Origin of the sequence: Nonomuraea bangladeshensis (assembly GCF_039529455.1) — a bacterium.
In the GTDB taxonomy this organism is placed as follows: domain Bacteria; phylum Actinomycetota; class Actinomycetes; order Streptosporangiales; family Streptosporangiaceae; genus Nonomuraea; species Nonomuraea bangladeshensis.
Genome location: NZ_BAAAMV010000005.1, coordinates 148,342 through 160,373 on the forward strand (window position 1 = coordinate 148,342; position 12,032 = coordinate 160,373).

The following is a 12,032-nucleotide window of genomic DNA, read 5'->3' on the forward strand; positions in this document are numbered from 1 at the left end:
AAGAACCTGCGCTACCCTGTCGCCGTGAATCAGAATCCGCCCGCCCCTTCCAATCAATCAACAGAGGGGACAGAACGGCAAAAGACTCGTCTAGCGTATTGGACGCTAGGACTTGGATTTGCGAGTACCGTGGTCACGGCAATGGGTGGAATGGCTACGGGATGGATACAAGTTGGAGCCCAGGATGCAACTCCAACTGCCACGATAACAGTCACCGCACCAGCCTTGAACGACGCCACCCCGAGCAGTAAGTCGAATTTCCTTACAGAGGATCATTCAAATAAACCCGCTAGCACTACTTCTGCAGGCCCTGAGACTAGCGAGCCTTCTTCACCAACCATGCCCCTCTTAGGACTTACCCCCGTACAGGAGACCCTCACAGTCGGATCGGCCAATCTAAACGCCCGCTCATATAAGCAAGCCCTACTCGTCCCGTTCTGCTTCGAATTAGGCCGACCCGTATCGCAAGCTTATGTCATAGGTCGCAAGTATGATCGACTTCGCGCACTGGCAGGCCTTGCCGATGATTCCCCTGAAGAGATTCCCTTGACATTTGCCATATACGGCGACGGGAAGCGCTTATTCACCAAAGAAGCCAGGCAGGCCGGAGAAGCGATCCCCATTGACATATCTGTTAAGAACATCCTCCGAGTGGAGCTGGTAATTCTTGCCCCTGAAGGCAATGAGCAGGTTTGCAATCCAGACCTGGAGACATTTGTATGGGCAGCGGCGAGATTAGAGTAACATCTCGCCAAATCCACACCGCAGGGATAGGGGAAAGCATGGCGGACCCTAAAGCAAAAGGTTCCACATTAGGCAGTTGATGGCTGGCTTGCGAAGCAAAGAAGTCCTTCTCCGACGTTTCCATGCGTTGAGATCTGCCGTAGACGTCTTGTCTGCCCCGGTGATTGAGGCCGCGTTCCTCGCGAGCGTCCCCCACCGAGTACGGAACGGACAAGGACGGCCGGATCATCCGTAGCGAGCGAGGCGGTGTTGTCGCCTCAACGGCGTACACAGAGGTGTGGCAGGCCGCTCGGCTCCTGGCCTTAATGCCCGCCCAGGTGGCCTCTCCGCTCGTCAAGCGTCCCTACGATCTCCGGCACGCGGCGGTGTCCCTCTGGCTCAACGCGGGGGTGCCAGCTCCGAACGTCGCCGAACGAGCCGACCACAGCGTTGATGTCCTCTGAGGGTCTACGCCAAGTGCATCGACGGCCAACAAGCGGATCGACGAAGCCCTCGCCGCATGACTCACAGCCCAACCCCATCCAGAGCCCCGGCCACCAGCGGGGCTCCGGGCCGCGCATTGGCCGCAAACCATGGACTGACCAGCGGAAACGCCGCCAAGGTCATTGCACGTTTATTGGTGGACCAGCGACAACAGGCCGCTCAGAGCAGCTCTGGCTGCACACCCCTGAAACGCAGAAGAGGCCCCGTAGGGCCTCTGACCTGCTGTTACTGCTGGCGGCAGGTCAAGGTTCGAACTTGCGTAGGCTGAGCCGACGGTTTACAGGGCGTCACCCGTTCCGGCTGGATGCAGCTTCTGACCTGCGTGACGACCGCCTGGCAAGACGCTGGTCCTGAAGATCATTCCGTGCATGTTCCGGATCATGAGAGATGCCTTGAAACGGCTGCAGCAGGCCTCAGATTGGACACTGACCGCAACCGCCTTTTTCGGTGAGCCGTGCTGAGGAACGAAGCACGGATCGTCGATCGCCCCCAGCGATCTACGGCGACCCGCCATGCCGTGGCGATCGTAAGGGCCGCATGTGTGCGACGGCGCCGGTCGGGTGTCGTACGCTCACTCGGTCCGGATCAGGCACTGTCAGTCGTCCCAGCGTTGGGCATTGTGCTCGTTCAGGGAACCCGAGGGCTGGGGGATGACGCAGAAGGGCAGCCCGGCGGGGTCCTCCATAACCCACCAATGGTCGTTCACCAGCCGCAGACGTCGGGCGCCGAGGGCCTCCAGGCGCGCGGTCTCCGCCTCCAGGTCGTCGGTGTGGATGTCGAGATGGACACGCGCAGGGCCTGTCCCGAGTCGCTGGATGAGCAGGGCGAAGACGTCACCGGATAAGAGGGCGCCGTGGTATTCCGGGTACCGCTGGAAGGGGGTCAACGCCTGGCCGGTTGCTTCCTGCCAGAACGTCAGTTCCTTGTCGTGATCGCCCTCCGGCACATCAATCACGATCTTGTGGAGCCTGCTGTAGTGCGTCATGTCCCCCATCCTCCCGTGGCCGGGTCTTGCACGGGGGTGTCATCACCGGGACCGAGTGATCTCCGGGTCCTTACCGTTGGGAAAAAGCATCCGCGCTTCAATCCCACAGAAGCGGCGATAGCCGCCGAGGGTGTGGTGGCCGGTCAGGCGGCCGGACCGCAAGACGATCTCCTACACCGTGCGCTGGACCGTGGCCGGCCGGGAGAAGTCCAAGACCTTCCGCACCTCGGCGCAGGCGAACAACTGGCTCTCTGACCCGCGCCAGGCGGCCAAGAAGGGTGAGCTGTTCGACCTGGAGACGGGCCTCCCTCAGTCGGTGCTCAAGGCGAAGGAGGCCCGTACCGTCTACGCCTTCGTCAGTGCGTATGTCGGCATGAAGCGGCCGCACGCGGCGGCCAAGACGCGCGACAGCATCTCTGACGCTCTCGCCACGGTCCTGCCCGCTCTCACGAAGGAGCGCCCCGGCCGTCCGGACGCCGGGATTTTGCGCGCGGCTCTGCGCAAGTACGCTCTCCTGCCTGAGGCCAGGCGTCGCCTTGATGTGCCGTTGGAGAGCAAGCAGGCGCTTCGGTGGCTGGAAGCTGCCTCGCTCAACCTGACCGATCTGAACGAGACCAAGACGGTACGCCTGGCGCCCGACGCCCTCGCCCTCCGCCTCGACGGCAAGACCGCGAGCGCGAATACGATCCGCCGCAAGCGCGCGGTCCTTCACGCCGTTCTGGAGTACGCGGTGGAGCTGAAGGAGCTGCCCGCCCACCCCGTGCACAAGGTCAAGTGAAAGCCGCCCAAGACCACGGAGACGGTGGATCCGCGGGTGGTGGTGAATCCTCGTCAGGCTGAGGCGTTTGCTGGCCGCAGTTGCCTCCGTGGGCGGGCGGGGCCGCGAGCGCCGACTTCAGGCCATGTTCGCATGCATGTACTACGCCGCCCTCCGCCCCGGCGAGACGCTGGCGCTCCGACAGCAGGACTGCCAACCTCCGGCAACTCGCTGGGGCCGTATCCTCGTGGATGTCTCCCGCCCGGAGGTCAACGTCCAGTGGACCGACACCGGGGACGCCCACGAGGAACGCGGCCTCAAGGCACCGGGGCCGCGACGATGTCCGCCCGGTGCCCATCCCGCCCAAGCTGGTTCGGATTCTTCGGCAACACATCGAGGAGTTCGGCGTCGCTGAGGATGGCCGGCTGTTCCGCAGCGAGCGTGATGGAGTCGTCGCCTCGACGGCCTACACCGAGGTCTGGCGAGAGGCCCGGAAGCTGGCCCTGACGCCCGCCCAGTTCGCCTCACCGCTCGCTCGCCGCCCGTAAGACCTGTGAGGCACGCTGCGGTGTCCCTCTGGCTGAACGTGGGCGTGGCCGCTCCGGACGTGGCCGAGCGAGCCGGACACGGTGTGGACGTGCTGCTAAGGGTCTACGTCAAGTGCCTCGACGGCCAACAGGAGATCGCCAACAAGCGGATCGAGGACGCCCACCCTGCGTGATCAACCAGCACCACCCAGAAGGGTCCCGGAACGCCACCCGGGCCCTTCGCCGTTCCCACTGCGTTCCCACGCCCGAGCATTCCGCGAATCCTCCGGATCACGGCCTCCGACCAGGGAAAACGCTCCATGATCCATTCCGGACATATCCGGGACCTGCGACCACAGGCCGTTCACGGCGGCATCCGGCTGCATGACGTCTGAAACGCAGAAGAGGCCCCGTAGGGCCTCTGATCTGCTGTTACTGCTGGTGGCAGGTGCAAGGTTCGAACTTGCGTAGGCTGAGCCGACGGTTTTACAGCGGGCCGACGTTCTTGACTGCATCAGGCCCCTGACCTCTGGGAATGCCTCACAGACGTCGCCTACAGGAAGCACGATCCCGCGTATATCCCGCGAGGCGGAGTCAGCCAATCGGCCATCGTTCGTGGCCGTTACTGTCACAGCTCCAGCGGCGGCAGCCCCCGCATTTCTCGGTAGCGCCGCCGCTCTTCGGTCAAGCTGGCCTCCCCGTTGGGGCCACCCATGACGACATCAGCGTTGTGATCATCCTGTCCGTCGTCCTCCCACCAGCATTCTTCGCAGAACCCGAAACCCCCGCGGTACTGAAGGGTCGGATGAAAGCAGCATGGGCACATGTACGGCTGATCGCGAGGCGGTAGCCGGAGGAAGTCTCCGCCCTGTTCCGCCATCACGGACAAGACCCATCGCTTGCGCTCGCGGATCTCCTCGATGCTGAGATGGGTCATATCCGTCATGATGCCGTACGGCTCCGAACATCTTCATCTCAATCGGCAACTCTGTACCTACTCCCGCCTCGTGCCCGGAAAGCTGCCAGAGATCCGCGACTCGCGCCCGCGGTACCGCCTGGCTTGCCTCCTACCGCCTGATGACCACTACCCGCACACGGGAATACGGTGGGCCAGGGCTGAGGAACGAAGCCCTGGACCTTCGATCGCCCCCAAGCGCATACGGGGGCCAGCCATGCAGTGGCGATCGTAGGGCTGCATCTGTGCGGCGGCGCGGCAACCCCAGTCGGTGCGTTCGGTCCCTACGGCGGGGGCGGCGTGCGGTGGCCGGCCCGGTGTCCCGCCGCCGTCCGGGACCGGCCCCCAGGCCGCACGCCCGGACGGCGGGCGGGCGGAGGGCCGGGGGTACGGCGGCGCGCCGCGCCGCCGCTTGATACCCCATAAGCTCAATTCAGCAGTGGAACGACTAGTCTGCGCCTGATGTGCGCGCCTTCAGCACAGCCTTGACAAACTCGACACGTCCTCGGATTTGGGCAGCGAAGGCTTCGGCGCTTGCGGTGGCGAGCGGCTCGTTGTAAACGATCCCCTCCTCTACGACCTTCGTCGTTAAGAACCATCCCGCATGGTAGACTTCCTCTCCTATGAAGCGCTTTACCATTTCCTGGTAGCGCTCATTATAGGACAAGTTTGCGAATACTGGATCAATCGGAAAAAGCGCCTTTGTTTCGAGGTTTTTCTTTTCCGTTTCATCTGTCTCTTGCAGGACGAACACGTACCCCAACCACGGTGGCACGTCGCCGTAGGGCCGGTTCTTTTGCTGCGCTGCGTGGGTGTCGGTCGCCGTCCCGAGAGCTTCTTCAAACCTGTTGTTGATGTTCTTGGCGACGCTGCCAACTTGAGATTTGAACTCGATGGCTGCTACTAGAATGCCGTCTAGGATCACGACTAAGTCCCACTGTTTGCGGATTCTGAAGTATCCAGGCAAGTACGGCCTGCCCCTTTTGATGCACTTGGCCGGAATGCCCGCATCGCGAAACTCTTTGGCAACGATTTTCTCGATTTCGCCCATGTGGCCATTAGCCCGAGCTGCTCCGCCTGACTTGCCTTGATCCTCAAGCAGCGCCCGCTGCGCTTCTCGTTTCGACCAGAACGACTCGATCGCTCGCTGAACGTCGTCGCTGTGCACCGCTGGTGCTCCCCTCGACCCTGACTCAGGTCCCCGAATCTGATCAAGGTTACGTCATCACCTCTGCTCGTGCGCCAGCAAAGCTCAAGCATGCGGTGCGACCCCCCATCCCTCCTCCCCGTAAGGTGGCGCCTGTGGAAACGCTCGCTCTTAACGGCAGCCCTGTCCCTCGTGCTTCGCTGCAGAAGATCTCTGACGAGGCCGTTGAGCACGGCGAGGTCTTCACTCGTCGTTGGATCGTGGAGATGATCCTCGACCTTCTCAACTACCAGTCAACCGAGGACCTTGCATCGCTCCGCCTCATGGAGCCCGCATGCGGGACAGGGGCATTTCTAGAGGTCATCGCAGAGAGGGTAAGTGCCTCCTGCCGCGCTCATGACCGCAGCATCATCGATGCAACGTACGCGGTGTCAGCCTGCGATCTCCTGCCCCAGCACGTGGCAGCGGCTCGCGCTCGCGTCGAGCGTGTACTTGCCGCCGACGGTTGGACGTCCGACGAGGCGTCTGCGGTCGCAACCGCGTGGGTACGTCGTGGTGACTACCTCCTGGAGCAGGCGGCGCATCGTGGGGTGGATGTCGTTGTGGGTAATCCGCCGTACATCCGCCTTGAGGATGTTCCAGAGGATCGGACCAACCTGTACCGCTCTCTCTGGCGGACCATGGTAGGTCGCGCTGACATCTACATCGGCTTCTTTGAAGCTGGCCTTAGATCTCTGCGCGAGGGAGGGCGTCTCGGGTTCATCTGTGCTGATCGGTGGATGCGTAACCAGTATGGCCGAGAGCTGCGTAAGCTCGTGAGCTCGGAATTCGCCCTAGACGCCTGCGTGTCGATGCACGACGTCGATGCATTCGAGGAACAGGTGGCCGCGTACCCTGCCGTTACCATCCTGCGTCGCGGCAAGCAGGGCTCGGCTGTCGTTGTGGACGCTAATCGCGGCTTCGACAAGGCGGCATCTCAGCAACTGCTGAGATGGGTGGCTCACGACCCTGGTCAGTCGTCGCAAAGTGGGTCATATGAAGCTGCGCGAATGCCACACTGGTTTCCAGGTGACGACCTCTGGCCGACCGGATCGCCAGCCCGCTTGGCGGCGCTAGAAGATCTAGCGGAGCGCTTCACTCCTCTAGGCGATAAGGCATCAGGGGTACGAGTGGGGATCGGTATTGCCACCGGAGCAGACAAGGTCTTCATCACAACTGATGAGGGTCTTGTCGAGTCGGATCGGCTTCTGCCACTAGCAATGGTCCGTGACACAATCAGTGGCACTCTAGAATGGTCGGGCAACTACCTCGTCAACCCGTGGGATGAACACGGACAACTTGTTGATCTCAATAAATTTCCGAAGCTTGCTGAGCACTTCAAGCGACATCGGCTGGCGCTCGCAGGGCGGTACGTAGCCAAAAAGGCCCCCGACAAGTGGTACAAGACCATTGACAAAGTTGAGCATGGATTGAATGCCCGAACCAAGCTCTTGTTTCCAGACATGAAGTTGAGCAGTCATCCGGTCCTCGACAAGGGCGGCTTTTACCCGCATCACAACCTATACTTCATCACCTCGGAAATCTGGGACCTGGAGGTGCTGGGCGGGCTCCTTCTGTCAAAGGTCGCAGAAGCTTTCGTAGAGGCCTATGCTGTGAAAATGCGAGGGAAAACTCTGCGCTTCCAAGCGCAGTACCTCCGCCGCATCCCGGTGCCCATGACCCAGGAGATCGCTCCTGAGCAACGTGCCCAACTTGTCGCCGCCTTTCGCGCTCGCGATGTCACTGCCGCAACGCAAGCCGCGCTGGCGGTGTACGGGCTGACCGAGTGGCCAGACTAACCAAGCACCTAGAGGAGCGATACGAGGAGTACGTCGTAAGGTAGACGCACCGCGTCGAACGTGGCTGAGACTGTAGGACGACGCTCTTTTCTGAGCGCATCAAGTGACGCTCAGTCGAGCAGGTCCGGACGACGGCTGGTCAAGGCTCGGCGGGCCGTGACGAATCGCTCATGGAACTCATCGGCAAGTGCTTCCCGTCGGTAGCGCTGACGCAAGACACGATCGAGGTCCCCCGCGCGATTGACTAGGTCGGTGAGGGATCTTCGGTCAATGTCGAAAGCGGCCATGCCATGCTCTACGGCTGCATCGAGGTCGCCACATCGGGCCTTCACGATACCGAGGTCTATGTACGCGTCGGCAATCCGCATGGGAGCGTTGGAGGTGCCATCGGGGCGGGTGTGCATCTGAATGGTTTCGCGGGCGTGCTCTTCGGCGCGGTCGTCGTCGGCGAGCCAGGTGTAGCAGGTAGCCGCGTAGAAAACCCACTTGGCGTGGTCGAAGACGAAGTGGTGGTCCGGGTGGTCGGGCATGGGCAGGCTGTTGAGAACTTCGGCTCCCCGGGTTAGTGCGCGGTCGGCTTCGCGGCGGTCGCCGATGCGGGCGAGGCCGCGAGCTTCTTGGAGGGTGAGTTGGACCATGGCGCTGCTGGTGCCGGCGACGGCTTGGCCCATCCGGGCGGCGGTGACGACATCTTCATAACGGCCTTCGACGAGGGCGAACCAGGCTGACATTTCGTGTGCCCAGCCCATGAGTTCGCCGTGTCCGACCTGGCGGCCCATCTCGAAGGCTGCGCGTCGAGCCGTTTCAGCCTCCTCCCTCTCGCCCAGGTCGTAGTGGACACAGCCCAGCAGGGCAGTAAGCCATCCCGTGATCACGAGCAGTTCGCGGTGCTGGTTCAAGGTGAGGCGACCAGCGAGCAGACGGTTGATCTGCGCCAGGCGCTTTTGGGTGCGGTCGCGTAGTGTGCCTGCGGGCACGACCGGATAGGCGCGGCACAGCAGATCGACGGCCTCGGCAAGGGCCTCCAGGGTTCCGGCTCCCACGTCGGATGCCTGAAGCTGCTGGGCGAGCTCCATGGTGCCGTACAGGTCGGCCTCGGCGCGGAGGGCGTCGGCGGGGATTACGTGGGCCTCGATGAGGCGGCTGCCGGTTTGCTTGGTCTGGGTGAACCCGAGTGCTTCCGGCTCCAGGCCGGTCAGTTGCGTGAGCGCCAGTCGGTATGGCGTGCGTGGCCATCGGACCTCTCCGGCTTCCCAACGGCGTACGCGCTCCTCGTCACACGTCAGCCTTTCGGCGATGCCGATGGGTGTGGCGTTGACCTGGTCGGCCATCTGGGCGCGGGAGAGGTGCCTTCGTTGCGCCAGGCGCGGAGGCGAACGTTCGGGATGTAGTCGGGCATCTTCGGGTCTTCCTCCCGGCTGGGGGCTCGAAAGGGGAAACAAGGGGGCCGTTCAGGGGTCCTGCTCGAACGCGGTTGCCGGTGGACTTGTCATCAATCAACCACGGTACGTCACGCGGCCTCCCGCCACAGGGAACGCCGGATGAACGAGGAGATTGGCGACGGTGACCCGGCCAGACGAGACATGCAAGACGTCGCCCTGCCCCGCTTGCCGGGGACGCGGGATCAAGCTGCGCGACTCGCGCCGTGCGCTCCTCATCGGCGACGACAGCGGAGATCAGCTTTCGAGTGAGGAGCGGCAGTGTCTCGACTGCCTCGGCGGCGGCCAGGCCGAAGGGAGCGGAAGATGAATTCGATCATGCAGGCGGCTGCGGCCGGCTTTATGCAGGCTCAGGACGAGGGGGACATGCTCGTCCGGCTGCGTGACCGGCTCGTGGCTCTCGGCGTCAATGCCGAGCTGCGCGACAACAACAGTGCGCTCATGGTGCACAAGCCGGAGCCGGGTCTGCCGGTGTGGGTGTTCGTCGGGTACGGCGGGGCCTACTACTCCTGGCAGAACGCCGAGCGACGGCATCCGACCAACGATCCGGCGGGTGCGGCGAACGTCCTGGCCGAGTACATCGCCAGGTGATGACGGGGCGCGGCGGGAGAGGCACGGTTCTTCTCGGAGGGGGGGGGAGCCGTTGCTGTGTCTCGTCGCGTCTCTCTCCGGCAGGCAGTCGCAGGGACCGCCACCGCGGCAACCTTCCCAGCCGCCGCTGCGCTGCCTGCCGGATCTGGCGTTCGCGGCTCCGGTGTCGCCAACCGCATGGACAGAGAGTGGCGAGCCGGATACGCTCAAACTTGGTAAGACAACTTGTCGGCTGTTGGACGGTCATGATGTCGCTAGAGTCCGTGCCGCCTAAGTATGCGCAGCTTGTGCAGACTCTCCAGAGGCGCATCGAGTCGGGAGACTACCCACCGGGCACGCTCCTCCCGAGCGAGAACCAGCTCATTCAGGAGTTCAGCGTCTCCCGTCCTACTGTGGTCGCCGCGCTGCGGGTGCTGCGCGAGCAGGGCTGGATCGAGTCGCAGCAGGGCAAGGGCCGGTTCGTGCGCGGGCGGCCGGCGATGGCGTCAATCGAGCAGAAACGTCCGGGGCAGGCGTACCTGACCAAGCCGGAGGCCGCCACCGCGGGCGAAATGGTCGGAGTGGGCGCGGTCGCCGCGCCGAATCGCATCGCCGTGCTGCTCAACGTGCAGCCTCAGAGCAAGGTATTCGTGCGGCGACGGCTGATCGTGCGCGAGGGTGAGCCGACCGAACTGGTGGCGTTGTGGCTGCCGTTGGAGCTTTCCGAGGGGACGGACCTGACCAGCGGAGAACCATTGCGGCAGGGGTTTCGGGAGCATCTTCACGCGCGCAAAGGCGTGCGTTTCGATCACATCGTGGAGCAGATCACCGCACGCATGCCCACGGCCGCAGAGGCCGAACAGCTCGCCATGCCCAAGAACACTCCGCTTCTGGCCGTGTTCGGCGCGGTGCGTGAGGCGTCAGGGCGGCCCTTGGCCGTCGTCGAGGTGCTCCTCCCTGCCGACCGACACGAGCTGGAGGACGCCTACCCGGTCGCCTAGCATCCGGGCACTCCCGCCGCTCTTTCCGGTGGTGCCGTGCAGATCGGCGGGTCCTGCTCGTACACGTGGTTGCTGCGGCCTTTGGACATCGTGACGAGAACGAGGGCCACCAGCCCGAGCACGATGAGCCCATAGACCACGATGCCGGCCTTGTTGCGCAGATGCATGGCGACGAGCAGGCCAACGACGGGCGCGCCGAACCCGAGCGCGAGCGCCGCGTAGATCAGCACCTGGGCCAGTTCGCCGTTTCTCGATGAGGCTCCCATGAGGGCGAATCCGTAAAAGAGAGCCGCGTAAGCCAGCGACACCGTTCCGCAGAACCAGACCACACCGAGCACGGCAAGTCCCATGCCGCCCCGCGATCCACCACGCTCCGGCTTCATGATCGTCATTATTCGTCCCGGTTCGCCCCCTGAGACAGCACGGCAAGTTCACGGTCTCGCGCCGAAATACTGCTTGGGCACTTGACGTAGCAAGCTACGCAGAGTTACCGTCTGAACACTTGATAGGTCGAGTGCCTGTCATCCAAGAGAGGAAGCTGTTATGGCTCTGCAAGGTCCCGTCCCCGTCACCTTCGACATGGTCTTCCCGCACGGTTGCTACGTCGTCGGTGAGGTCGAGCCCGTCAAGGACTTCGACGCCTCCGCCGGCGGCCGGTTCGTGCAGGCCCGCGACAAGCAGACCGGTGAGCTGGTCTGGCAGGTCGCGGTCATGGACGGTGACCCGACCCTCAAGCCCGCCCAGAAGACGGTGGCGGTCAAGATCCTCGCCCCGGTCCAGCCGGTGCCCCCTCAGCCGATGCCGGGGCTGCCGTTCACGCCGGTCGAGTTCGACGGCATGTCCGTCACGCCGTACGTCAACGCCGCCGGCCGTCTCGCGTACTCGATCAAGGTCCGCGAGATGCACGCACCCCGCCCGACCGCTCAGCCCACTGCCAAGGCAGGAAAGGACGCCGCCTGATGACCCGACGCCGTACCCCGCGCAACAGCGTGATCCGGCTGACCACTGGGCACGCCGCCCGCACCCTCAACCACCCGTTCCCACGTCGTGAGCCCGTTCTGGCGCTCGACTTCGGCGCCACCTCCGTCCTGGTCACCACCAGCGGGCCGGTCACGGTGAAGGACCTGGAGTTCGCGCGCCAGCTCGCCCGCGAGGCATCGCGCTTCGCCCGCTCGTTGGAGCGCAGCTTCTACGGGCTGCCCGACGGTAAGGGGGTCGCGGCGTGACGCTCGGTCCCTACACCTACCTGACCCTGTCCATGCGGCCGGAGTCCGCGCCGCAGGTCGGCGTCTCCTTCCACACGCCGCACCTGAAGGTCCGCGCCGGACTGCTGCTCAGCGACCCGCGCCCGTACCTGGAGTTCAGCTCCCACGAGGCGAACGTGCACATCTCCACCACCGGGGCCGGGCCGGTCACCGACGCCGACCTGGCCACCGCCCGCGAGATCTTCACCGCTGCTGCTCGCTACCTGGCCGACTGCGAGCAGTTGCACGCCGAACAGACGGCCGACGACAAGGACGCCACCCCGGACACCACCGACCCGGCGGCCTGACACATGAGGCGGGGCCGCTGGAAGCGGCAACTTC

At 63.9% G+C, this 12,032-nt stretch carries 14 protein-coding genes; 9 read left to right on the top strand and 5 right to left on the bottom strand.

Going from position 1 to position 12,032, the window contains the following annotated elements; all coding sequences use genetic code 11:
- Window positions 1-339 precede the first annotated feature (339 nt).
- Complete coding sequence (locus tag ABD292_RS48975; protein ID WP_425565129.1) at window positions 340-744, top strand: NPCBM/NEW2 domain-containing protein; 405 nt, start codon at window positions 340-342, stop codon at window positions 742-744.
- A gap of 1,078 nt (window positions 745-1,822) precedes the next feature.
- On the opposite strand, the gene ABD292_RS16505 is transcribed toward ABD292_RS48975, so the two are convergent.
- Window positions 1,823-2,212: a VOC family protein gene (locus ABD292_RS16505; RefSeq protein WP_344208129.1), complete on the bottom strand. Its 390-nt coding sequence runs from the start codon at window positions 2,210-2,212 to the stop codon at window positions 1,823-1,825.
- A 178-nt stretch (window positions 2,213-2,390) separates the two neighbouring features.
- Between ABD292_RS16505 and ABD292_RS16510 the strand changes: the two genes are divergently transcribed.
- Together ABD292_RS16510 and ABD292_RS16515 are read left to right on the top strand one after the other, a co-directional pair.
- Window positions 2,391-2,990, top strand: coding sequence for a hypothetical protein (locus tag ABD292_RS16510; RefSeq protein ID WP_344208130.1), 600 nt, complete (start codon window positions 2,391-2,393; stop codon window positions 2,988-2,990).
- 547 nt (window positions 2,991-3,537) lie between these two features.
- Entirely contained in the window at window positions 3,538-3,690 is a 153-nt protein-coding gene (locus ABD292_RS16515) for a hypothetical protein (protein ID WP_344208131.1), read from the top strand.
- Window positions 3,691-4,124: 434 nt separating this feature from the next.
- Here the strand turns inward: ABD292_RS16515 and ABD292_RS16520 are convergent, their stop codons facing one another.
- Together ABD292_RS16520 and ABD292_RS16525 are read right to left on the bottom strand one after the other, a co-directional pair.
- Window positions 4,125-4,433, bottom strand: a complete 309-nt coding sequence (locus ABD292_RS16520) for a CPCC family cysteine-rich protein (protein WP_344208133.1) — start codon at window positions 4,431-4,433, stop codon at window positions 4,125-4,127.
- A gap of 466 nt (window positions 4,434-4,899) precedes the next feature.
- Window positions 4,900-5,619 (bottom strand): PaeR7I family type II restriction endonuclease, encoded by a 720-nt coding sequence (locus ABD292_RS16525; protein WP_344208134.1) that lies wholly within the window; start codon window positions 5,617-5,619, stop codon window positions 4,900-4,902.
- A gap of 134 nt (window positions 5,620-5,753) precedes the next feature.
- Between ABD292_RS16525 and ABD292_RS16530 the strand changes: the two genes are divergently transcribed.
- Window positions 5,754-7,436 (top strand): Eco57I restriction-modification methylase domain-containing protein, encoded by a 1,683-nt coding sequence (locus ABD292_RS16530; RefSeq protein WP_344208135.1) that lies wholly within the window; start codon window positions 5,754-5,756, stop codon window positions 7,434-7,436.
- 110 nt (window positions 7,437-7,546) lie between these two features.
- Here ABD292_RS16530 and ABD292_RS16535 read toward each other — a convergent pair whose 3' ends face one another.
- Complete coding sequence (locus ABD292_RS16535) at window positions 7,547-8,878, bottom strand: NsdA family TPR-like regulatory protein (RefSeq protein ID WP_486348467.1); 1,332 nt, start codon at window positions 8,876-8,878, stop codon at window positions 7,547-7,549.
- 303 nt (window positions 8,879-9,181) lie between these two features.
- On the opposite strand from ABD292_RS16535, the gene ABD292_RS16540 reads away from it, so the two are divergent.
- Together ABD292_RS16540 and ABD292_RS16545 are read left to right on the top strand one after the other, a co-directional pair.
- Entirely contained in the window at window positions 9,182-9,466 is a 285-nt protein-coding gene (locus ABD292_RS16540; protein WP_143082197.1) for a hypothetical protein, read from the top strand.
- Between the two features lie 248 nt (window positions 9,467-9,714).
- Window positions 9,715-10,446 carry a GntR family transcriptional regulator gene (locus ABD292_RS16545; protein WP_344209068.1) on the top strand — a complete coding sequence of 244 codons (732 nt, stop codon included), beginning with the start codon at window positions 9,715-9,717 and terminating at the stop codon, window positions 10,444-10,446.
- On the opposite strand, the gene ABD292_RS16550 is transcribed toward ABD292_RS16545, so the two are convergent.
- Window positions 10,443-10,838 (bottom strand): hypothetical protein, encoded by a 396-nt coding sequence (locus tag ABD292_RS16550; protein ID WP_344208137.1) that lies wholly within the window; start codon window positions 10,836-10,838, stop codon window positions 10,443-10,445. The genes ABD292_RS16545 and ABD292_RS16550 overlap by 4 nt on opposite strands.
- 151 nt (window positions 10,839-10,989) lie before the next feature.
- On the opposite strand from ABD292_RS16550, the gene ABD292_RS16555 reads away from it, so the two are divergent.
- From ABD292_RS16555 to ABD292_RS16565, 3 genes are read left to right on the top strand one after another with little or no spacing between them, the layout of a single operon-like run.
- Window positions 10,990-11,406 carry a plasmid replication, integration and excision activator gene (locus ABD292_RS16555; protein ID WP_344208138.1) on the top strand — a complete coding sequence of 139 codons (417 nt, stop codon included), beginning with the start codon at window positions 10,990-10,992 and terminating at the stop codon, window positions 11,404-11,406.
- On the top strand, window positions 11,406-11,672 hold the full coding sequence (locus tag ABD292_RS16560; RefSeq protein WP_344208139.1) for a hypothetical protein: 267 nt from the start codon (window positions 11,406-11,408) through the stop codon (window positions 11,670-11,672). The genes ABD292_RS16555 and ABD292_RS16560 overlap by 1 nt, the downstream gene beginning before the upstream one ends.
- A complete protein-coding gene (locus tag ABD292_RS16565) occupies window positions 11,669-11,998 on the top strand; it encodes a hypothetical protein (protein WP_344208140.1) in 330 nt (109 codons plus the stop codon). Before ABD292_RS16560 ends, ABD292_RS16565 begins: the two co-directional genes overlap by 4 nt.
- The last annotated feature ends 34 nt before the right edge of the window (window positions 11,999-12,032 follow it).